General features: G+C 68.6%; 20 protein-coding genes. 16 read left to right on the top strand and 4 right to left on the bottom strand.

The window, feature by feature from the left end; genetic code table 11:
- Positions 1-110 precede the first annotated feature (110 nt).
- Positions 111-1508 (top strand): signal recognition particle protein Srp54, encoded by a 1398-nt coding sequence (locus FGL94_RS09705; RefSeq protein ID WP_144924120.1) that lies wholly within the window; start codon positions 111-113, stop codon positions 1506-1508.
- A gap of 535 nt (positions 1509-2043) precedes the next feature.
- On the opposite strand, the gene FGL94_RS09710 is transcribed toward FGL94_RS09705, so the two are convergent.
- Entirely contained in the window at positions 2044-2730 is a 687-nt protein-coding gene (locus FGL94_RS09710) for a hypothetical protein (protein WP_144924123.1), read from the bottom strand.
- Between the two features lie 141 nt (positions 2731-2871).
- On the opposite strand from FGL94_RS09710, the gene FGL94_RS09715 reads away from it, so the two are divergent.
- The 4 genes from FGL94_RS09715 (at position 2872) to FGL94_RS09730 (ending at position 7267) form a co-directional block, all read left to right on the top strand.
- Positions 2872-3453 (top strand): biotin transporter BioY, encoded by a 582-nt coding sequence (locus tag FGL94_RS09715; RefSeq protein WP_144924126.1) that lies wholly within the window; start codon positions 2872-2874, stop codon positions 3451-3453.
- Positions 3454-3484: 31 nt separating this feature from the next.
- Positions 3485-4279, top strand: coding sequence for an energy-coupling factor ABC transporter ATP-binding protein (locus FGL94_RS09720; protein ID WP_144924128.1), 795 nt, complete (start codon positions 3485-3487; stop codon positions 4277-4279).
- Positions 4276-4989, top strand: a complete 714-nt coding sequence (locus tag FGL94_RS09725) for an energy-coupling factor transporter transmembrane component T family protein (RefSeq protein WP_144924131.1) — start codon at positions 4276-4278, stop codon at positions 4987-4989. Before FGL94_RS09720 ends, FGL94_RS09725 begins: the two co-directional genes overlap by 4 nt.
- A gap of 124 nt (positions 4990-5113) precedes the next feature.
- Positions 5114-7267: a (Fe-S)-binding protein gene (locus FGL94_RS09730; protein ID WP_144924134.1), complete on the top strand. Its 2154-nt coding sequence runs from the start codon at positions 5114-5116 to the stop codon at positions 7265-7267.
- Positions 7268-7303: 36 nt separating this feature from the next.
- Here FGL94_RS09730 and FGL94_RS09735 read toward each other — a convergent pair whose 3' ends face one another.
- Positions 7304-7627, bottom strand: coding sequence for a DUF7853 family protein (locus FGL94_RS09735; RefSeq protein WP_144924136.1), 324 nt, complete (start codon positions 7625-7627; stop codon positions 7304-7306).
- 173 nt (positions 7628-7800) lie between these two features.
- Here FGL94_RS09735 and FGL94_RS09740 point away from each other — a divergent pair, with 173 nt between their 5' ends.
- The 7 genes from FGL94_RS09740 to FGL94_RS09770 all read left to right on the top strand — a co-directional run bounded on the left by FGL94_RS09740 (position 7801) and on the right by FGL94_RS09770 (position 15337).
- Complete coding sequence (locus FGL94_RS09740; protein WP_144924139.1) at positions 7801-8799, top strand: PstS family phosphate ABC transporter substrate-binding protein; 999 nt, start codon at positions 7801-7803, stop codon at positions 8797-8799.
- Between the two features lie 56 nt (positions 8800-8855).
- Positions 8856-9830, top strand: a complete 975-nt coding sequence (gene pstC / locus FGL94_RS09745; protein WP_144924142.1) for a phosphate ABC transporter permease subunit PstC — start codon at positions 8856-8858, stop codon at positions 9828-9830.
- On the top strand, positions 9830-11596 hold the full coding sequence (gene pstA, locus FGL94_RS09750; RefSeq protein ID WP_144924145.1) for a phosphate ABC transporter permease PstA: 1767 nt from the start codon (positions 9830-9832) through the stop codon (positions 11594-11596). Before pstC ends, pstA begins: the two co-directional genes overlap by 1 nt.
- Before the next feature lies 1 nt (position 11597).
- Complete coding sequence (gene pstB / locus FGL94_RS09755) at positions 11598-12428, top strand: phosphate ABC transporter ATP-binding protein PstB (protein ID WP_144924148.1); 831 nt, start codon at positions 11598-11600, stop codon at positions 12426-12428.
- Complete coding sequence (phoU, locus tag FGL94_RS09760) at positions 12429-13151, top strand: phosphate signaling complex protein PhoU (RefSeq protein ID WP_144924151.1); 723 nt, start codon at positions 12429-12431, stop codon at positions 13149-13151.
- A 224-nt stretch (positions 13152-13375) separates the two neighbouring features.
- On the top strand, positions 13376-13762 hold the full coding sequence (locus FGL94_RS09765; protein ID WP_144924154.1) for a hypothetical protein: 387 nt from the start codon (positions 13376-13378) through the stop codon (positions 13760-13762).
- Between the two features lie 339 nt (positions 13763-14101).
- Positions 14102-15337, top strand: coding sequence for an RNA-guided endonuclease InsQ/TnpB family protein (locus FGL94_RS09770; RefSeq protein ID WP_144924157.1), 1236 nt, complete (start codon positions 14102-14104; stop codon positions 15335-15337).
- Position 15338: 1 nt separating this feature from the next.
- On the opposite strand, the gene FGL94_RS09775 is transcribed toward FGL94_RS09770, so the two are convergent.
- The gene (locus tag FGL94_RS09775) at positions 15339-16229 is read right to left on the bottom strand and encodes a VOC family protein (RefSeq protein WP_144925011.1); all 891 of its coding nucleotides are present in this window, start codon (positions 16227-16229) and stop codon (positions 15339-15341) included.
- A gap of 130 nt (positions 16230-16359) precedes the next feature.
- Here FGL94_RS09775 and FGL94_RS09780 point away from each other — a divergent pair, with 130 nt between their 5' ends.
- From FGL94_RS09780 to FGL94_RS09790, 3 genes are all read left to right on the top strand, one after another.
- On the top strand, positions 16360-16779 hold the full coding sequence (locus FGL94_RS09780) for a cobalamin B12-binding domain-containing protein (protein ID WP_008849079.1): 420 nt from the start codon (positions 16360-16362) through the stop codon (positions 16777-16779).
- Positions 16780-17874, top strand: a complete 1095-nt coding sequence (gene meaB, locus FGL94_RS09785) for a methylmalonyl Co-A mutase-associated GTPase MeaB (RefSeq protein WP_144924160.1) — start codon at positions 16780-16782, stop codon at positions 17872-17874. It begins immediately after the preceding gene.
- Between the two features lie 71 nt (positions 17875-17945).
- A complete protein-coding gene (locus FGL94_RS09790; protein WP_144924163.1) occupies positions 17946-18896 on the top strand; it encodes an alpha/beta fold hydrolase in 951 nt (316 codons plus the stop codon).
- A 34-nt stretch (positions 18897-18930) separates the two neighbouring features.
- Here FGL94_RS09790 and FGL94_RS09795 read toward each other — a convergent pair whose 3' ends face one another.
- Positions 18931-19449: a DUF4442 domain-containing protein gene (locus tag FGL94_RS09795; protein WP_144924166.1), complete on the bottom strand. Its 519-nt coding sequence runs from the start codon at positions 19447-19449 to the stop codon at positions 18931-18933.
- A gap of 635 nt (positions 19450-20084) precedes the next feature.
- Here FGL94_RS09795 and ncsA point away from each other — a divergent pair.
- Entirely contained in the window at positions 20085-21065 is a 981-nt protein-coding gene (ncsA, locus tag FGL94_RS09800; RefSeq protein WP_144924169.1) for a tRNA 2-thiolation protein NcsA, read from the top strand.
- Positions 21066-21084 lie beyond the last annotated feature (19 nt).

Below are 21084 nucleotides of genomic sequence, written 5' to 3' on the forward strand. Positions count from 1 at the left end.
AGCGAGCGGCTGGGCCTTTGAAAGTGGCCACCCTCGATCCACAGTCAGCAACGTATCCCGCGCCCGCCGACGAACAAAGCTTTACCGCGTCGACCGCCTATCTCCGGCAAATGGTACTCGACGACCTCGGTACGTCCCTCCGGAGCAGCCTCGACAAGCTCCAGGGGAAGTCCCGACTCTCCGAGAGCGACGTCGAGGAGATCGTCAAGGAGATCCAGCGTTCGCTCCTCTCCGCCGACGTCGACGTCTCCCTCGTGATGGAGCTGTCGGACTCGATCAAGTCCCGCGCGCTCGAAGAGGAGCCGCCGGGCGGCACGACCGCAAAGGACCACGTCCTCAAGATCGTCTACGAGGAGATGGTCGAGCTGGTCGGGGACTCCACCGAGCTCCCCCTCGAGAACCAGACGATCCTGCTCGCCGGCCTGCAGGGGTCCGGGAAGACCACCTCCGCCGCCAAGATGGCGTGGTGGTTCTCGAAGAAGGGGCTCCGCCCCGCCGTCATCCAGACGGACACCTTCCGGCCGGGCGCGTACGACCAGGCCAAGCAGATGTGCGAGCGCGCCGAGGTCGACTTCTACGGGAACCCCGACAACGACGATCCGGTCGACATCGCGCGGACGGGACTCGAAGAGACCGAGGACGCCGACGTGCACATCGTGGACACGGCGGGGCGCCACGCGCTCGAAGACGACCTCATCGCCGAGATCGAGGAGATCGAGTCGGCGGTCGACCCCGACCGCTCGCTCCTCGTGCTCGACGCCGCGATCGGGCAGGGCGCGAAGGAGCAGGCCCGTCAGTTCGAGGAGTCGATCGGCATCGAGGGCGTGATGATCACCAAACTCGACGGGACCGCGAAAGGCGGGGGCGCGCTGACGGCGGTCAACGAGACCGACTCCTCCATCGCCTTCCTCGGGACCGGCGAGACGGTCCAGGACATCGAGCGGTTCGAGCCCTCCGGGTTCATCTCGCGGCTGCTCGGGATGGGCGACCTCAAGCAGCTCTCGGAGCGCGTCGAGCGCGCCATGCAGGAGGCTCAGGAGGAGGACGAGGACTGGGACCCCGAGGACATGCTGCAGGGCGAGTTCACCCTGAAGGACATGAAAAAGCAGATGGACGCGATGAACCGGATGGGGCCCCTCGATCAGGTGATGGACATGATCCCCGGCATGGGCGGCGGGATGATGGACCAACTTCCCGACGACGCGATGGACGTGACCCAGGACCGGATGCGCCGGTTCGAGCGCATCATGGACTCGATGACCGAGGAGGAACTCGAGAACCCCCGCGTCGTCGGGCAGTCGCGCACCCAGCGGATCGCGCGCGGCTCCGGCACCGACGAGGAGACGGTCCAGCAGCTCTTAGAGCAGCACTCGATGATGGAGCAGACGATCAGCCAGTTCCAGGGGATGGGCGAGGGCGACATGCAGCGCATGATGAAGAAGATGGGCGGCGGCGGCGAGGGCGGCGGCCTCGGCGACATGATGGGCGGCGGCAAGGGGCCGTTCTGAAGCGTTGATCGCGGGTAGGTATTGATGAGTGAACGTTGCTGACGGCGGATCGACGGGGAACGGCTCCGAAGCTCCAGTCGATCGCTTATAAGCGATTGCTGGTAGATCGGTGATGAACGCCTCCAAAGTCCCTGTCACTCGCTTATAAGCTGTCGACGGAGGACCGTCCGTGAAGACCTCCAAAGCCCCAGCCGTGAGGGCTCGGTGCGGTCGTTGCGGTCCTCAGTCAGTCGCTAGCGCTCCCTCCTTGCGGTCCTTACGTCCCGCGCCTTCGCCCTCACGGCAGCGAGGCGCTTCGCGCCTCTGGCAGCCGGCGGCAGCGCCGCCGGCGACTGCCCCTTTGAGTCCCACCCCGCACGGCACCGCACAGCCTCACGCCTCCCCAGCCTCGTCACCGGCGCGGAGCGCCGGTTGCAAGCGAGAGCTTCGCTCTCGCCCTGTCGGTGGTCCTCCGCTTCGCTCCGGACCACCGACTCCCTCGCGCGTGCACCTCGCGCCCTCCGGGCGCTCGGCGGCACGCGCCACCGCAGACGATTTATAAGGAAACGTCGGTCTCCATATCCTCGGTCGCCTCTTCGAGCCCGTCGTCGCGGGCTGTCTCGGCGTGTGAGTCCTCGATCTCGGCGTCGGTGAGGAGGTCGCGGAACTCGTCGCGGAACCGGTCGTTCGCGCGGGTGGAGGTCAGGTCCACGCGGGCGACGCGGGCGTGCTTCGCGACGACGTCGGGGTCGGCGTCGAGGGCCTCGGCGCACTCGGGGATAGAACGTCCCTCCGCGGTCAGCTGCTTCAGGTCGTCGTACTCGAACGAGGCGTCGTCGACCTCGCGGTCGGCCTCGCGGACGAGGTGGAGGTCGAGTCGGGCGTCGCGGACGGTCGCGGGATCGACGACGGGCGGGACTCCCGAGCCGTCCCCAGCACCGGCTCCCGCCCCCTCCCCGTCCCCGTCCGCCTCCCGCTCCTCGACGAGCGCGGCCGCGATCGCTTCGTCGTCCCCCTCCTCGAAGCGGCCGCGGGCGATCCGGGCGTAGGTCGCGTCGTCGAGGTCGGTCGAGAAGTCGTACCGGTCGCGCATCGCGGCGACGAGCTCGCGGACCCGCTCGTCGACCGCCGCCTCGTCGCGGTCGGTGAGCGTCCCGCGCGACTCCGCCTGCCGCTCGGTGACCGTCTCGGACCCGGTGGTCTCGACGAAGATGTCGCGGAGCTCGGAGGTCTTCTCGTCCATGGACGGGGCGATACGCGCCGACGATAAATAAGCCTCGCGTCCGGTCTGAGCGGTTTCCAGCGGTGTCGAACGGAGATCGTCGGAGCCTCTCCCGTGTCGTCAACCAGTACCTTCAAGTCGGTTTACGAGTGTGTCGGAGACATGGCAACCAGCACGGAGTCGGTGGATCTCGTCGGCGACGAGGCCGCGACGAACCTCGCCCGCGCGGCGCTGTTCGCCGCGCTCGTCGGCGCGTTCGCGTACGTGACGTTCCCGAATCCCGTCTCGCCCGTCTCGGTGACGCTCCAGGTGCTCGGCGTGTTCCTCGCCGGGATCTACCTCGGTCCGGTGTGGGGGGCCGCGTCGCTCGTCCTCTACCTCGCGGCCGGCGCGCTCGGCGCCCCGGTGTTCCAGGGCGGATCCGCGGGGGTCGGACAGCTCGTCGGCCAGTCGGCGGGCTACCTCTGGTCGTACCCGCCGGCCGCCGCCGCGGTCGGCGCGGTCGTCCACCGCGGCGCGACGCTCCGCGACCTCGACACCGTCGGGCTCCCGACGCTCGTGGGCGCGATGGTCCTCGGTACCGCCGTCATCTACGCGCTCGGCGTCACCGGGCTCGCGTACGTGCTCTCGCTCGGTCCCGTCGAGGCGGTGACCGTCGGTGCCGCCGCGTTCCTCCCCGCGGAGGTGCTGAAGGTCGCCGCCGCGGTCGGCATCGTGCGCTCCGACGCGGTCGCGGCCGCGTGAGGCGGTCGGTGACGGACTCGGAGGTGAAACCGTGATCGAGGCGAACGGCGTCACGTGTCGGTACGGCCGGACCGGAGACGGCGGGAGCGACGCGGACGACGGTGACAGCGTCGTCGCCGTCGACGACGTGACCCTCTCGGTCCCCGACGGCGAGCTCCTGGTCGTCGCCGGCGCGAACGGCTCCGGCAAGACCACGCTCGTCAGGACCTTCAACGGGCTCGTCGAGCCCGACGACGGAACGGTCTCGGTCAACGGCACCCCCGTGAGCGACGACCTCGTCGCCGCGCGCTCGGCGGTCGGGATGGTGTTTCAGGACCCCCGCGACCAGCTGGTCGCCGCCACCGTCGGCGCGGACGTGGCGTTCGGCCCGGAGAACCTCGGACTCTCGCACGCCGAGATCGACCGGCGGGTCGCGGCGGCGCTCGACGCTGTGAACATGGACGGCCGCGAGGCCGACCGGATCGCGAGCCTCTCCGGGGGCGAGCGCGAGCGCGTCGCGATCGCGGGCGCGCTCGCGATGGAGCCCGCCCACCTCGTCTTGGACGAGCCGTTCACCGGCCTCGACGAGCCGGCTCGGCGGTCGGTGCTCGATCGGCTGCGCGAACTTCGCACAGCCGGAACGAGCGTGATCGTCGTCACCCACGACCTCCGCGAACTGCTCGGGCTCGCGGACCGGGTGGTGGGGCTGTCGGCGGGACGAGTCGCCGTCGACGACGCGCCTCGGGAGGCGGCCGCGGAGCTGCCGGGGCTCGACGTTCGAGTGCCCGCGTCGTTCGAGACGGACGGCTCGCCGCCGGCCAGAACCGGCGGTGCCGACGACCCGTGACCCTCTCGTACGTCCCCGGCGACTCCCTCGCCCACCGGCTCGATCCGCGGTCGAAGCTCCTCGTGCAGGTCGGGTTCGCGGCCGCGGCGTACGCGCACACGGCCCCCCGCGGGCTCGCCGCGCTCACCCTCCTCGCCGTCGCCTGCCTGTCCCTCGCCGGCGGCGGCCCCCGCGACCTGTGGACCTACCGAGCCGCGTTCCCGGTGCTCCTCCTCGCTCCCCTCGTCGCCGGCGCGACGCTCGGGGCGCCGTGGTTCCGGGTCGAGCGCGCCGCGACCACGGGGCTCGCGAGCTACCGCGTCCTGCTGATCCTCGTCGTCGCCGCCGGCTACGTGCGGTCGACGCCGGTCCGCGACTCGCGGGCGGCGATCCAGCGCGCGGTCCCCGGCAAGCCCGGGCAGTTCCTCGGAACCGGAGTCGCGCTCGTGTTCCGGTTCCTCCCGCTCCTGAAGCGGGACCTGCTGACGGCCCGCGAGGCGGTTCGGGCGCGCGGCGGCGGTGCGCTCCCGGTCCGCGAGCGCGTGCGGCTCGTCGCCGTCGCGGGGATCAACCGGGCGTTCGGGCGGGCCGACCGGCTGGGAACCGCGCTGAACGCTCGGTGTTTCGCGTGGAATCCGACGCTCCCGCGGCTCGCGCTCGGGCCCGCCGACTACCCGGCGCTCGCGGTCGGTGGGGGGCTGGCGGCGGCGGCCGTGGCGAGCGTGGTGTAGCCCCGAGCGGCGACCGCAGTCCGGGCGTCCGAGCGGCGACCGCCGTGTCGCCCTCACGGAAACGCCAGACGACGCGCCCCGCGTTGTGGCAAGTTTTAACCCCGCAGTATCCGCCTGATCGATCATGACTCCCTTGCAGGCGGCCACCCGGGAGACGTTCTGGACGATCGGTCCGGTCGGGAAGGCCGCGTTCTACTGGCTCGCCGCGGTCGCGATCCTCGTGTTCCTGTACGGGGTATACGCCCGGTTCGCGGCGTACGCGCGCGGGAGTGAGGACCCGCGCGACCGCCTGTCGAACCTCCCCGCCCGGACGGTCGCGGCGACGAAGACGGTGCTCTCGAACGAGAACCAGTTCGACCGGGACCTGTACGCCGGCGTGATGCACACGTTCGTGCTGTGGGGCTTCCTCACCCTGCTGGTCGCGACGACGATCCTCGGGTTCGACATCGACGTGTACCGCCCGATCGCGGGCGAGTCGTTCTGGGTGGGAGAGTTCTACTTAGCCTACCAGTTCGTCGTCGACGCGTTCGGCCTGCTGTTCGTCGTCGGCGTCGGCATGGCCGCGTACCGCCGGTACCGCGACCGCGACGGGCGGCTGTGGGGGAAACACACCTCGCTGGAGGACGACGCGTTCGTCTGGACCCTCTTCCTCCTCGGCGTCGGCGGCTTCGTCGTGCAGGCGCTCGGCATCGTCGGTCAGCCCGCCCGCGCCGACGAGACGGTGAGCTTCGTCGGGATGGCGATGGCGGCCGGCTTCCGGTGGCTGGGGCTGACGGCCGGCGGCGCGGAGGCGGTCTACGGCGTCGTCTGGTGGAGCCACTCGCTGCTCGCCTTCGCGTTCATCGCGTGGATCCCGTACGCGAAGCCGTTCCACATGATCTCCTCGTTCGCGAACGTCGTCGCCCGCGACGAAAAGGCGGGCGCGCGGCTCCCCAACGTCCCCGCCGACCTCGATCACACGAACGCCGAATCCATCGAGGACTTCACGTGGAAAGAGCTGATGGACGGCGACGCCTGTACGAAGTGCGGGCGGTGTACCGACGCCTGCCCCGCCGACACCGTCGGCCGGAACCTCGACCCGCGGGACGTGATCTTAGACCTGAAGGCGTACCGCGAGTCCGTGAGCGACGACCCGGTGGCCGGACGCGGCGACAGAATCGCAACAGACGGCGGCACCGTCCCCATCGTCGCCGACGAGGGCGGCGTCATCGCCAGCGAGTCGATGGAGTCGTGCATGTCGTGTATGGCCTGCATGGACGCCTGCCCCGTCGACATCGAACACCTCACGTCGTTCACGAAACTGAACCGCCAGCTCGTCGACGAGGGGGCGGTCGACTCGAACCTCCAAGACGTGTTCCAGGACGTGATGCAGAAGGGGAACACCTTCGGCGAGTCGCAGTCGGCCCGCGGCGACTGGGCGGACGAGCTCGACGACGTGGAGGTCCCGGATGCCCGCGAGCGCGAGGTGGAGTATCTCTGGTACGTCGGCGACTATCCGAGCTTCGACGACCGGAACAAGAAGGTCGCTCGCGCGCTCGCTCGCCTGTTCGACGAGGCCGACGTGTCGTTCGGAATCCTGTTCGACGACGAGAAGACCGACGGCAACGACATCAGGCGGATCGGCGAGGAGTTCCTCTACCTCGAACTCGCGGGCCACCACGTCGAGACGTTCGCCGACTGCGAGTTCGACTCGATCGTCTGTACGGACCCGCACTCGTACAACACCATCGAAAACGAGTACCCCGAGGTCGACTTCGCGGAGTTCGCGGACGACCCGATGATGCCGTTCGACCGCGAGGAGCCGTGGAACGCCGACGGCGCAGTCGACGTGTTCCACTGGACGCAGGTGGTGGAGGAACTGGTCGACGAGGGGCGGCTCGGCCTGTCCGGCGACGAGCTCGACTACACCGTCACCTACCACGACCCCTGTCACCTCGGGCGGTACAACGACGAGTACGAGGCGCCCCGCGAGCTGATCCGCGCGACCGGCGCGGACCTCCACGAGATGCCGCGCTCGCGGGACGAGTCGTTCTGCTGTGGCGGCGGCGGCGGCGGCCTCTGGACCGAACACGACGAGGCGGTGAAGCCGAGCGAGGAGCGCCTCCGCGAGGCGGTCGAAGACACCGACGCGGGCGCGGCGATCGAGAAGTTCGTCGTCGCCTGCCCGATGTGTACGACGATGTTCGAGGACGGCCGGAAGACGGGCGACTTCGAGGAGGACGTGGAGATCGTCGACGTCGCGGAGCTGTTGATCGAGGCGGTGGAGGCGCGGTCGTAGTCGCGGGCGGAACGAACCGGCGGAAACCGAGCGGCGTCAGGCGCCGCGATGCGCGTCTCGGGGGGGCGACGACGACTCGACCGCGTCGTCGACCCGGCGCAGCAGCGCCCGCCCCGGCGCTCGGTCGCGCACGGGCGCGTCGCCGAGGTAGTCGATCAGCGCGTCGCGGAGGACGACGGCGTCGCCGGGCGCGAACGGACGCTCGCGCTCGACGCGGCGGATCGGTCGGCACTGCGCGGGAGCGTCGTCGCCGGCGTCGACCGCGGCCGCGCCCGCGTCGAGGAGCGCGGCATGGGCGACCCACGCCTCCTCGCGGGAGAGCGAGAGCGGGATTGGGTCCCCGGTCGTCGGTGGAGTCATCGTCCGGGTCTTCGCACGGAGGGGCTTAAAAATACGCCCGGACCGTCGATCGGCGGCGCGCGGGGAGTGCCGCTCGCCGATCTATATAGAGTATATAGCACCGGGGAGCGATACTGGGTCGGTCGTACCGCTCATAGCATACTACTTAACTGGAAAACGCCCACGGTCAGGTGATGGCATCAAGCCACGACGCGGATACCGAGGGGATCACTCGTCGGAAATCGCTCGCGACGATCGCCGGGGCGGGCGCGCTGGCGCTCGCGGGCTGTACGCAGAGCACGGGAGACGGCGGAGAGGGCGGCGACGGCTCGTTGTCCGGCCCGATCAACATCGCCGGCTCCTCGACCGTCTTCCCGCTGATGAGCGCGATCGCGGAGGACTTCAGCGAACAACACCCCGACGTGGACCCCGATATCAGCTCGACCGGGTCGGGCGGCGGCTTCTCGAACTACTTCTGTGTCGGCGAGACCGACTTCAACAACGCGAGCCGGCAGATTCAGGAGGAAGAAGAGCAGCTCTGTGCGGACAACGGCGTCGAGTACATCGAGCTGATCGCGGCGACCGACGCCCTCACGGTCGTCGTCAACCCCGAGGCGGACTGGATCGACTCGCTCACCGTCGAGGAGCTTGCGACGATCTGGGAGTCCGACGCCGTCGAGACGTGGGACGAGGTCCGCGACGAGTTCCCGAACGAGGAGATCAACCGGTTCGGCGCGGCCGACACCTCGGGCACGTACGATTACTTCATCGAGAACGTCATGGGCGAGCGCGGCCACACCAGCGACTACCAGGCGACCGAGCAGGACAACAGCATCGCCCAGGGCGTCATGGGAAGCGAGTACGCGATCGGCTACTTCGGCTTCGCGTACTACTACCAGAACCCCGACCAGCTCAAGGCGCTCGGAATCGACGACGGCAACGGCCCGGTCAAGCCGAGCCTCGATACGGCGTCGAGCGGCGAGTACAGCCCGCTCTCGCGGTCGCTGTACACCTACCCCTCGATCGAGTCGCTCGGCGAGGAGCACATCGCGGAGTTCGCCCGGTACTTCGTCAGGCAGACGACGAACGAGGACCTCGTCGCCGGCGACGTGGGGTACGTCCCGGTGACCGAGGAGACCCAAGAGGAGCAGATGGAGATCCTCGAGGACGCGATCGAGCAGGCGCAGGGGTGACTGAGCGCGATGAACCGGTGTATTGATTTACGACAGCGTGCGATACCCGACCGGTTGTGACAGATAGTACCGAGAGTCCCGATCTCCAGCGGCGGAGCGGGCTCAGACGACTGAAAGAGGGAACTTACGGCGGGTTCTTCGCCGCGTGCGCGGCGGTCACCCTGCTCACGACAGTCGCGATCTTCGTGACGCTGCTGTCGGACGCAGTGGTCTTTTTCCAAGAGATAGCGATCGCCGAGTTCCTGACCGGCACCAACTGGAGCCCGAATCCGGCGGGCGGCGGGCAGGCGTTCGGAATCATCCCGCTTCTGATCGGGACGCTCACCGTGACCATCACGGCGGCGTGCATCGCTCTTCCCATCGGGACGCTGACGGCGATCTACCTCAGCGAGTACGCGAGCCCGAACGCGCGCTCGATACTCAAGCCGCTGTTGGAGGTCCTCGCCGGTATCCCGACGGTCGTGTACGGGTACTTCGCGCTGGTGTACATCACGCCGGCGCTGAAGGCGACGGTGTTCCCGGAGATGAGCACCTTCAACGCGCTGTCGGCGTCGATCATGGTCGGGATCATGACCATCCCGATGGTGTCGTCGATCTCCGAGGACGCGATGAGCGCGGTGCCCGACGAGCTGCGGCAGGCCGGCTACGGGCTCGGCGCGACCAAGTTCGAGGTGTCGACCGGGATCGTCGTCCCCGCGTCGATCTCCGGGATCGCCTCCTCGTACATCCTCGCCGTCTCGCGCGCCATCGGCGAGACGATGATCGTCGTCGTCGCGATGGGCGCACAGGCGCGGATGCCCGCAGTCCAAGAGGCGATTTTCGGGATCCCGTACATCAACCCCGCGGACATCCTCCTGGAGTCGGGGATGACGATCACCGTCGCGATGGTACAGATCGCCCAGAGCGACCTCACCGGCGGGACGATCCCGTACGATTCGATGTTCGCGCTCGGTCTCTCGCTGTTCGTGGTGACGCTCGTAATGAACGTGATAAGTGACATCATCGCGGAACGCTACCGGGAGGAGTACTGATGGCGACGGACAACGCGACCGACGGCGGATTCGGCGAAGTGAGTCGGGTCCGGGGGATCGTCTTCGAGTACCTCTCGCTCGGCGCGAGCGTCGCCGGCCTCGTCGCGCTCGGCGTCCTCTTAGTGTACGTCGCGATCGACGCCTTCGATCTGGCGGACGCCAGCCCGGAGTGGCTGTTGACGTACTTCCTCACGCTCGTCGTCCCGTTCCTCGCCTTCTGCCTGTACAGCGCGGGCGATCGAGCGGTGACCCGACGGGCGCTCGGCGTCCTCGGCGGCGGCCTCGTCGCCGTCGCGGCGCTTTTCACCGCGGTCGAGGCGTTCGTCGTGGAGATTCCGCGGCTCTCCTGGCAGCTCACGTACCTCTTCGTCGTCGCCGCCCCGGTCACGGCGTACCTCGCGTACGTCGGGAGCCGCGGGCGCGTCGGCGCGGTCGGCTTCGGACTGGTGGGCCGACTCGTCGGCGGGGCTGCGATCGGCCTCGCCGTCGGGACCCTGTTCTTAGTGTTCGACGAGCTGGTGTGGTTCCTCGCGTACACGCTGGGTGTCTTTCCGGCCGCGGTGCTGTACGCGTACGGCCGCTGGCGCTCGGCCGGCCGAGCGATGACCGCAGCGGCTCCCGTCGGACTCGTCGGGATCGTCGCCGCGGTGTTCCTTCGCGGCGTTATCGCCACGTACCCGTCGGACCTCCTCATCTACATCTGGACGCTCGCGGTTCCGATCGCAGTCGTCGGCGCGGTCGTCGTCGACGGGCGCGGAAGCCGGATCGCGGCGGCCGCGGCCGGCGGCGTTCCGCTCGCAGTTGCGACCGCCGGCGGGTTCCTCGCCGGCGGCTTCGGCGTCCCGGGCCCCACCGCGCTGATCGTCCTCATCGCGGTCGGCGTACCGACGGCGGTCTACGTTCATCGGGCGATCGACGAAGGCGACGGACTGATCGGTCTCGGGCTGCCGTTCCTGCTCGTCGTCGGCGCCCTCGTCGGCGCGCTCGTCGTCGAGGCGTGGGGCGTCCCCGCGCCAGACCCGTGGCTCGACGTCGGATTCGTCACGGGGTCTCCCTCGCGGACCGCGGCGGATGCGGGGCTGTATCCCGCGATCGTCGGGTCCGTGATCATCATCGCGCTCGTCGCCGTGCTGTCGTTCGTCCTCGGAGTCGGTACCTCTATCTTCCTGGAGGAGTACACGGCCGAGAGCGGCCTCATCGGATCGCTAACGCGGCTGCTGCAGGTCAACATCGCGAACCTCGCAGCGATCCCGTCGGTGGTCTACGGGCTGCTCGGGCTGGGACTGTTCGCGAACCTCCTCGGGCTGGGCTTCGGGACCGCGGTGACCGCGTCGCTGACGCTGTCGCTTCTCATCCTACCGATCACGATCATCTCCGCACAGGAGGCGATCCGGTCGGTGCCGGAGGACCTCCGGCGGGGCTCGGACGCGATGGGTGCGACGCGCTGGCAAACGACGAAAAACGTCGTCCTCCCCGAGGCGTTGCCCGGAATCCTGACCGGGACGATCCTCGCACTCGGGCGAGCGATCGGCGAGACCGCGCCGCTCATCATGATCGGTGCGGCGACGACGGTGTTCAGCGCGCCGGACAGCCTCTTTAGCAAATTCAGCGCGATGCCGATGCAGATCTACGCGTGGGCCGGCTTCCCGCAGGCGGAGTTCCGGTACGGTGTCGTCGCGGCCGGCGTGATCACGCTTCTAGTCATTCTTGTCGGCATGAACGGCACGGCGATACTGCTGCGGAACCGCGCGGAGCGGGGGAACTAACATGAGTAACACAGAGACAAGCGACTCACTCATCACGACGGACGTAGAGACCGGAGCGAACGAACGGAGCGCGACGACGGACGCGACCGCGGTCGCCGCGCGCGACCTGGACGTCTACTACGGCGACGAACAGGCGATCGACGGCGTGTCGATGGAGATCCCCGAAAATCGGGTGACCGCGCTGATCGGTCCCTCCGGCTGCGGCAAGTCCACGTTCCTCCGGTGTATTAACCGGATGAACGACATGATCGAGATCTGTCGGGTCGAGGGAGACGTCGAGTTCGGCGGCAAGAACGTGTACGACGCCGACGTGGACCCGGTCGCCCTCCGCCGGAAGATCGGGATGGTGTTCCAGAAGCCCAATCCGTTCCCGAAGTCCATCCGCGACAACGTCGCGTACGGCCTGAAGATACAGGGGTTCGACGGCGATGTCGACGAGCGCGTCGAGGAGTCGCTGAAAGGGGCCGCCCTCTGGGACGAGGTGAAAGACCAGCTCGGCTCCTCGGGGCTCGAGCTGTCGGGCGGCCAGCAACAGCGGCTCTGTATCGCCCGGGCCATCGCGCCCGACCCGGAGGTCATCCTGATGGACGAGCCGACCTCGGCGCTCGACCCCGTCGCGGCCTCGAAGATCGAGGACCTCATCGACGATCTGGCGGAGGAGTACACCGTCATCATCGTCACTCACAACATGCAGCAGGCGGCGCGTATCTCCGACCGGACCGCGGTGTTCCTCACCGGCGGTCGGCTCGTCGAGTACGACGACACGACCAAGATATTCGAGGACCCCGAAGAACAGCGCGTCGAGGACTACATCACGGGGAAGTTCGGGTAAATGCCTCGCGAGAACTACCAGGAGAAGCTCGACGAGCTTCGAGCCGACGTGGTGGCGATGGGCGAGCTGGTGGGCGAGCGGTACGCGTCCGCGATCGAGGCGGCCGCGACCGGCGACGACGAACTCGCCGACGAGGTCATCGAGGGCGACTACGAGGTGAACGAGACGTACCTCGCCCTGGAGGACGACTGCACGGAGCTGCTCGCGCTCCAACAGCCCGTCGCGGGCGACCTCCGGTTAGTGACCGCCTCGTTCAAGGTGATCACCGACCTCGAACGCGTCGCCGATCTGGCGACCAACCTCGCGGGGTACGGCGGGCCCGACGGGGGCGTCCACCCGGCCGTGGCGTTCCGCGAACTGGGCGAGGACGCCGGCGAGATGGTGGCCGACGCGGTCGCCGCCTACGAGGCGGGCGACGCCGCGGCCTGCCGCGAGATCGCGGCCCGCGACGACGAGTTCGACGAGCGGTGCCGGCAGGCGAGCGAGGCGGTCGTCCGCGAGCTGTTGGAGGCCGACCGCGCCCGCAACGAGGCGGCCGCAGAGAGCGGCTCCGATGCCGAGACCGACGCCGACGCCGATGCCGAGGCGCTGGAGGCCTCGCTCGACGAGGTCTCCCGCGCGCTGCTCGCGGTGCGCGACCTCGAACGCGTCGCCGACCACGCGGTCAACGTGGCGGCGCGCACCCTGTACATGGTCGAGAACGACGACGAGCTGATCTACTGATTGGGACCCCCCTCGCGTTCGTCTGCGTCCGCAACGCCGGACGCAGCCAGATGGCGACCGCCTTCGCGGAGCGCGAACGCGACCGGCGCGGACGACGAAGGGAAGGCGACCTCACCGCGCCCCGACCGGTCGGAACCGGCGCACTAAACGTACATCATCAATATCGACGGATAGAGACCCTGAAGGCCAACGTTTAACGGAACAGAGGCCCTACTTGATCGCAGATGAACAAGACCTTAGAGCGTCGCATTCGACGCCACAACACGAGCTTCGATCGCGAGACCGGCTTGGTCGTTCTGCCGAACGAACGCCTCGCCGCCCGCTGGTTCCACGGCGTCGTGGACGCCGCGGAACGGAACGACGAACTGAAACCGCTCGCCGAGCTCCGCATCGGGATCGATCCCGACAGCGACCGACCGACCGTCGTCAACGAGCGCGCGGCCGGCGCGGTCCGAGCCGCGCTCCCACCGAGCGCCGAGGCGCTGCGGACCGGGGAGCCCGCGTCCCTCGAACAGTACGGATTCGACGACGACGAGACGACGCTCCGGGCGGACGTCGAGGCGCTGACCAACGTACGGGTCGGAAACGACGCCGAACCGGCGCTCGCGTAACGGCGCGCCGCTCGAGACGATGACGGCCTCGGACGCGAAAGCCTGACCGCTGCTTCTCTTTACCTGAATTGAGGCGCTAAGGCCCCTTCCTCAACGAACGAGCGAAGCGAGTGAGTAGGGAGGGGATACAGCGCCGCACGGTTCTCAAACACGTTCGACGCTCGGTCCACAGGCCCACGCAATCGAAACAACTATGCGCACAGATACGCATAGTGCGTATGTAGTGAGGCGGAAGAACATCACCATCCGCGAAGACCAAGCCGAGTGGGTCGAGGAGAACCACCTCAACCTCTCGTCGTTCGTTCGCGGACAACTTGACGAACTCATCGAAGAACGCTCGTGAACTACAACTACAGGTATCGACTCCGACCGTCCGACGCTCTCGAAAAACAGTTAGCGTGGACTGTCGATACCTGTAGACAGGTCTACAACCACTTTCTCCACCGACTCAACCGCACCGACGACACCGCGGCATACTCCGAGCAGAAGCTCCTGCCGAGTCTCAAGAAGTGGTGGAGCGACCTGAAAGGCGTTCACTCGAAGGTACTACAGAAGGTCGTGCAACGGCTGTACGACAACCTCTCGACACTACGAGGGCACAAAGAGAACGGCTACCGCGTCGGGACGCTCAAGTGGAAGGCACCGGGCGAGTACCGCAGTTTCACCTACAGTCAATCCGGCTTCAAGCTCAAGAACACGGGCGGTCGGACCCGACTGTGGCTCTCGAAACTCGGAGAAATCCCGCTCACCTTCCACCGCGACATCCCCGCCGACGCCGACATTAAGACCGTCACGGTCAAGCAAGAACCTACCGGGAAGTGGTACGCCATTCTCGGCATCGAGACGCCCGACGACCCGCCGGAGAAGCCGGAGAATCCCGAGAACTGCGTCGGTATCGACGTGGGGATTCTCAAGTACGCCCACGACACCAACGGAACCGCCGTCGAATCCCTCGAGCTGTCCGACGAACGCGAACGTTTGGAACGCGCACAGCGCGACCTCTCGCGGAAACAGCACGGGTCGGACAATTGGGAGAAACAGCGTCGGGTCGTGGCAGAACGCCACGCCGAGTTGAAGAACAAGCGCCGCGACTTCCTTCACAAACTCTCGAACTACTACGCTCGGGAGTACGACTTCGTGGCCGTCGAGGACTTGGACGCGAAGGGGTTGGTCGAACTACCGGGCAATTCGCGGAACCGGGCAGGTGCGGCGTGGGGGACGTTCCTGCGGATGCTCAAATACAAGTGCGAACGCGAAGGAACGCACTTCGTTGCTGTGAATCCGCGCGGAACGACGAAAGAGTGTGCGTCCTGCGGCGTTTCGACCGAGAAACCGTTGTGGATGCGCAAACACTCCTGCCCGGCGTGTGGGTTCGAGGCGGACAGAGACGCGAACGCGGCGTGGAACATTCTTTCTCGCGGTATCAGGAAGCGGTTAGGATCGGGACGCTCCGAATCAACGCCTGTGGAGACTGCGCTCCCTGTGTCCTCGGTTGTGGATGCAAAGCGCGTCGTGGAAACAGGAAGCCCCACCCTCAAGCGCGAGGGCGTCAGCCCGAGCGGTAGGGTGGGGTAGTTCACTCCGATCCCGTCCGGACGCGAACCTCGATCCCGTCAGCGTCGGTGACCGCGATCCCGTCGTCCCGCTCGTCGACGGCGAGATCGACCTCGCCCGCCGCCTCGACGCGGTCGAGCCGCTCTCGGACGGCCGCCAGCGCGGCCGCGTCCGGGACGACCACCTCGAACCACGCGAGGCCGCGTCCCGCGGACGGGGTCGTCCGTCCCTGCCACGTGTTCGCGCCGAGGTGGTGGTGGTAGCCGCCGGCCGCGACGAACCGGACGTTCGGCCCGGTCATCCCGACCTCGAAGCCGAGCCCGTCGACGTAGACGGCCTCGAACGCCGACAGCGAGGTGACTTCGAGGTGCATGTGACCCACGTCGGTGCCGGGCGGCGCGTGGTCGGTGGGGCCCGACTCATCCGCCGCCGCGACGACACCCTCGACGTCGAGCGGTTCGGTCGCCATCTGCACCGTCCCGTCGTCGGCGACGGGCCACTCCTCGCGGGAGCGGTCGCGGTAGATCTCCACGCCGTTACCCTCCGGGTCGTCGAGGTACAGCGCCTCGCTGACGAGGTGATCGGAGGCGCCGTCGAGCCGCCACCGGTCCCGCACGCGGGCCAGCGCCTCGCCGAGCGCGGCGCGAGAGGGGACGCGGAACGCGGTGTGAAAGAGGCCGGCGTCGGTCCGGCCCCGCTCCGGGCGGTCGCTGTCGCGCTCCAAGACGAGCAGGGTGGTCCCGTCGACGCCGAGGGCCGCTCGGTCGTCGTCGCGGTCGATCACCGCGAGGCCGACCACGTCCCGGTAGAACGCGGTCGTCTCGTCGAGGTCGGCGACCCGGAGCGCGGCGCGACCGATCCGCGTCTCAGCGGGGAGTCGGTCGTCGGAAGGGTCGGGGGCGTCGATGTCCATGCGGGTCAGTACCGTCGCCGGCGCGTTGAACGCGTCGGTCCCGGAAGGATTCGGATCCATCACTTCCCGCTCACCCGAACCATCCTGAACGTCCGTTAGAATCAAACGGTCACGCGACGGAGAGGCAGACATGAGCGCCGAACAGGAGACGCGAGCCGTCCGCTGTCTGGTCGCGAAGGTGGGACTCGACGGCCACGACCGGGGAGCACACGTGATCGCGCGGGCGTTCCGGGACGCCGGGTTCGAGGTCGTCTACTCCGGGCTCCACCGCGCGCCCGAGGAGATCGTACAGGCGGCGGTCCAAGAGGACGTGGACGTGCTTGGTATCTCCATCCTCTCGGGGGCGCACAACACGCTCGTCCCGAAGGTGATCGAGGGACTCAAAGAGTACGACGCGTTCGAGGACACCCTCGTGTTGGTCGGCGGGATCATCCCCGACGACGACGAGACGGAGCTCAAGGAGCTGGGCGTCGCCGAGGTGTTCGGCCCGGGCACGCCGATGGAGGAGACGATCGAGTTCATCCGGAACAACCTCCCGGAGCGAGCGTAGATGGGCGGGACGGACGCAACCGCGCTCGGCGACGGCGACGCCGAACTCGTCGAGGACCTCCTCGCCGGGAGCCACCGGGCCCTCGCCCGCGTCATCACCCGCATCGAGAACCGGGCGGCCGGCTACCGCGGGATCGTCGCCGCGCTCCACGAGCACACCGGCGACGCCGACGTGATCGGGATCACCGGAGCGCCCGGCGCCGGGAAGTCGACGCTCGTCGACAAGCTCGCGGCCGCCTACCGCGACCGCGGCGACACCGTCGGCGTGGTCGCGGTCGACCCCTCCTCGCCGTACACCGGCGGCGCGGTGCTCGGCGATCGGATCCGGATGGCGTCGAACGTCGGTGACATGGACGTGTTCTTCCGATCGATGAGCGCGCGCGGACAGCTCGGCGGGCTGTCGATGGCGACCGCGGACGCCGTGAAGGCGCTCGACGCCTTCGGGAAAGATGTCGTCATCATCGAGACGGTCGGCGCCGGCCAGAACGAGGTCGACGTGGTCCGCACCGCGGACACCGTCGCGGTGTTGGTCCAGCCCGGCTCCGGCGACGACGTGCAGACCCTGAAGGCCGGCATCCTGGAGATCGGCGACGTGTTCGTCGTCAACAAGGCCGACATGGACGGCGCGGAGCGCACCCTCGCCGAGCTAGAGGAGATGGTCCACCGACGCGAGAGCCCGACGAAGGGGCTCGACGGCGGCCATCACGGGTTCGAGGTCCCGGACCACCCGGACGACGAGGAGAGACAGGACGACGGAGACGGTGGAGACGACGAGACCACGTGGACCCCGGCGGTCCTCCGAACCGTCGCGAACACCGGCGAGGGCGTCCCGGAGCTGATCGAGACGTTCGACGCGCACGCGATCCACCTCCGCGAGTCGGGCGCGATCGAGTCGGCGGAGCGCCGGCGCTACGCCGAGGAGATCCGCACGCTGGTTCGCTCGGACGTGGGCGCGCTCGCGACCGCGGAGATCGAGCGCCGAGGCGGGATCGACGCGCTCGCCGACTCGGTCCGACGGCGGGAGACGGACCCGTACAGCCTCGCCGCGGAGATCGTCGAGCCGATCGCGGAGTGCGTCGACCGCGATGCGACGTGACGCGATACCGTGGATCGTGACCGGTTAGCGAGCCCACGAGGTATAAGTCGCCCGCGGACCAACAGGTTTCCATGAAGCTCAGGAACCTCGCCGGGACCGCCCTCCTCGGCGTCGGCGCGATCGCCGCCCTCAACACCGGGCTCCGGTACGAAGGGGAGTTAGAGTCGCCGCTCGACGGCGACGACGGCACGTTCCGCTGGCGCGGGATGGACGTGGCGTACACCGAGGCGGGCGACCCCGACGACCCCGACCTCGTGTGCCTCCACGGCGTCAACGCCGCCGGCTCCGCGGGCGAGTGGCGCGAAGTGTTCGACGATTTGGCCGCGGAGCACCACGTCGTCGCCCCCGACCTGCCGGGATTCGGCCGCTCCGACCGCCCGCCGCTGCGCTACTCCGCGGCGCTGTACGAGGACTTCGTCCGCGACTTCCTCGCCGAGTTCGATCGGCCCGCAGTCGTCGCCTCGTCGCTGTCGGCGGCGTACGCGGCCGCGGCGGTCGACGGCTCGGCGGCGGACGGCGTCGAGACCCGCGGGTTCGTCGGCGTCTGTCCGACGACCGTCGCCGGACCGAGCCCGCCGAAGTCGTGGCTGCGCGAGCTGATCCGGGCGCCGCTCGTCGGCGACGCGCTGTTCAACGTGATCGCCTCGAAGCCGTCGATCCGGTACTTCAACGCCGACCACGGCTACGACGACCCGACGAACCCGAGCGACGAGTGGACCGACTACGAGTGGCGGACGAGCCACGTCGAGAACGCGCGGTTCGCGCCCGCGTCGTTCGTCTCGGGGTACCTCAACAGCGACCTCGATCTCGCGGCGGCGCTCGCGGAGATGGACGCGGCGCCGACGATCGTGTGGGGCCGCGAGGCCGATGTGAGTCCGCTGGCCGACGGGCGCGAGCTCGCCGACGCGTCCGGCGCTCGCCTCGTCGTCTTCGACCGCGCCAAGCTGCTTCCGCACGTCGAACACCCGGACCGGTTCGTCGAGACCGTCGAGGAGACCCTCGTCGCGGGCGCGACGGCGTAAGCGGACCTCGGTGGCCGACCTTCGACCACGTCGCTCACTCGTCCCGACGGACGTACAGCGTCTTCTCGCAGGCCGCGTGGACCGTCCCCGCCTCATCGACCAGCGAGACGCGGTACCGACGGTCGGTCGACTCGCCGGGCGCGAGCTCCTCGCGGAGCGTCGCTATCTCCTCGTCCGTGAGCGAGAACTCCGCGTACAGCGTGTCGCGGCCGGGTTCGAGGAACTCGATCGCGGCCGACTTGTCCCAGACGGTGAACCCGTCGCCGAGGGTCCGGCGGAGCATCGTCATGTAAACGGGGTCGATAGCGGCGTAGAGGCTCCCGCCGAAGATCGTGCCGACCGCGTTGCGCGTCCGCCAGTTGAACGGGACCCGGATCCGGACGTACCGCCAGTCCGCGCCGATGTGGTCGACTCGGGCGCCGGTGCCGCGGTAGGCCGGTAAGAGGTTGAACCCGTGGCGCCACAGCCGGGTGCGGAGGCTCTCCGCCGGCGGGTCCTCTCGGAGGGGGCGCGGGTCGGGATCGCGGTCGACGCCGGTCGGGGACTCGGTCACGTCAACAGGAGACGGCGCCCCGGTCAAACCCGTATCGGAACCGGCGACAACGCGCGGGCGGTTGTCGATGTCGGATGTCCACTCACACCGGCTGCGGTGGCGCGCGCCTGTGAGCGCCCTTCGGGCGCGAACAGCGCGCGCGAGGGAGTCGGTGGTCCGGAGCGACGCGGAGGACCACCGACGAGGTTGGGGAGGCGTGAGGTGCGGTCGGCTGGGACTCGAAGGGGCAGTCGCGATTTCCGTGAGCGAAGCGAGCGGCAAGACGGGAGACGGAGTCTCCCGGAAGGACGAAGCACGACGACGTTAGCACCGCAGCGAGGGAGCGCCAGCGACCGAGCGAGGAGCGCAACGAGTCGCGCGAGGAGCGCAACGAGTCGCGCGAGGAGCGAGGACGACCGAAGGGAGCCCTCGACTGGCGAGCGGCCGGTAGGCCGCGATCCCCTCGCGACTGGGGCTTTGGAGGTCTTTGCCGCGGAGTTGCTGGCAACGGTTTATAAGCGATCGATTGGGGCTTCGACGGCGTTCGGGGTCGATACGAACGGACTCAGTCACAGAGACGCGTTCTCGTCATCACAGAGACGCGTTCCCGTCACGGCCCGAAACGGGTATCCGCGCGCGACCGCAATCCGACACCGATGGAGTGTGACAGGTGCGGAGACGACGCGATCCACCACGCCGCCTACTCCGGGGCGCACCTCTGTGGCGACCACCTCCGCCGGTCGGTCGAGAAGCGCGTGAAACGCCGCGTCCGCGAGGACAGCCTCCTCGACCCGGACGCGACGCCGGACGACCCCGACCGCTGGGTGATCGGCCTCTCGGGCGGGAAAGACAGCGTCGCGCTGACGCAGATCTTAGACGACGTGTTCGGAAAGGACCCGCGCGTCGAGATGCTCGCGCTAACGATCCACGAGGGGATCGAGGGGTACCGCGACGAGAGCATCGACGCCACGATCGAGCTCGCCGAGGACCTCTCGCTCCGCCACGAGGTCGTCTCCTACGAGGAGGAGTTCGACGTGCAGATGGACGACGTAGTCGAGAGCGACCCGGAGAACATGGCCGCCTGCGCGTACTGCGGCGTGTTCCGGCGCGACCTCTTGGAGAAGTACGCCGCCGAGTTCGACGCCGACAAGCTGCTCACCGGCCACAACCTCGACGACGAGGCCCAGACGGCGATGATGAACTTCCTGGAGGGCGACGTGCGGCAGGTGGCGAAACACTTCGACGCCTCGCTCGGCCCCTTCGACGAGCGGGAGGGAACCGACGCGTTCGTCCCGCGCGCCAAGCCGCTGCGGGACGTGCCCGAGAAGGAGATCGCCCTCTACTGTCACGTCCGCGACCTCCCGACCCACATGGCGGAGTGTCCGCACTCCTCGGAGGCCTACCGCGGCGAGATCCAGTCGACGATCCACGAGCTGGAGGAGAACCACCCCGGCGCCCGCCACTCGATCATGGCCGGCTACGAGGAGCTGTCCGCGCTCGCCGCCGAGGCGTACCGCGAGGGCGGCGACGCCGCCGCCGACTCGCCCGACCTCGGCGAGTGCGATCGCTGCGGCTCGAAGACGAGCCGCGACGTCTGCCGGAAGTGTCGGCTACTCGACTCGATCGAGGCGGCGTAACTCGGCAGGCGGAGAGCTG

The organism is Halorubrum salsamenti, assembly GCF_007671685.1.
Lineage (GTDB): Archaea > Halobacteriota > Halobacteria > Halobacteriales > Haloferacaceae > Halorubrum > Halorubrum salsamenti.

Bases quoted from the DNA above. Each gene is read 5' to 3' on its own strand.
- FGL94_RS09790 (WP_144924163.1), top strand. From the start codon at position 17,946: ATGAAGCTCAGGAACCTCGCCGGGACCGCCCTCCTCGGCGTCGGCGCG.
- FGL94_RS09705 (WP_144924120.1), top strand. From the start codon at position 111: ATGGTACTCGACGACCTCGGTACGTCCCTCCGGAGCAGCCTCGACAAG.
- FGL94_RS09710 (WP_144924123.1), bottom strand. From the start codon at position 2,730: ATGGACGAGAAGACCTCCGAGCTCCGCGACATCTTCGTCGAGACCACC.
- FGL94_RS09730 (WP_144924134.1), top strand. From the start codon at position 5,114: ATGACTCCCTTGCAGGCGGCCACCCGGGAGACGTTCTGGACGATCGGT.
- FGL94_RS09780 (WP_008849079.1), top strand. From the start codon at position 16,360: ATGAGCGCCGAACAGGAGACGCGAGCCGTCCGCTGTCTGGTCGCGAAG.
- FGL94_RS09740 (WP_144924139.1), top strand. From the start codon at position 7,801: ATGGCATCAAGCCACGACGCGGATACCGAGGGGATCACTCGTCGGAAA.
- FGL94_RS09735 (WP_144924136.1), bottom strand. From the start codon at position 7,627: ATGACTCCACCGACGACCGGGGACCCAATCCCGCTCTCGCTCTCCCGC.
- FGL94_RS09715 (WP_144924126.1), top strand. From the start codon at position 2,872: ATGGCAACCAGCACGGAGTCGGTGGATCTCGTCGGCGACGAGGCCGCG.
- pstB (WP_144924148.1), top strand. From the start codon at position 11,598: ATGAGTAACACAGAGACAAGCGACTCACTCATCACGACGGACGTAGAG.
- FGL94_RS09775 (WP_144925011.1), bottom strand. From the start codon at position 16,229: ATGGACATCGACGCCCCCGACCCTTCCGACGACCGACTCCCCGCTGAG.
- FGL94_RS09765 (WP_144924154.1), top strand. From the start codon at position 13,376: ATGAACAAGACCTTAGAGCGTCGCATTCGACGCCACAACACGAGCTTC.
- pstA (WP_144924145.1), top strand. From the start codon at position 9,830: ATGGCGACGGACAACGCGACCGACGGCGGATTCGGCGAAGTGAGTCGG.
- meaB (WP_144924160.1), top strand. From the start codon at position 16,780: ATGGGCGGGACGGACGCAACCGCGCTCGGCGACGGCGACGCCGAACTC.
- phoU (WP_144924151.1), top strand. From the start codon at position 12,429: ATGCCTCGCGAGAACTACCAGGAGAAGCTCGACGAGCTTCGAGCCGAC.
- ncsA (WP_144924169.1), top strand. From the start codon at position 20,085: ATGGAGTGTGACAGGTGCGGAGACGACGCGATCCACCACGCCGCCTAC.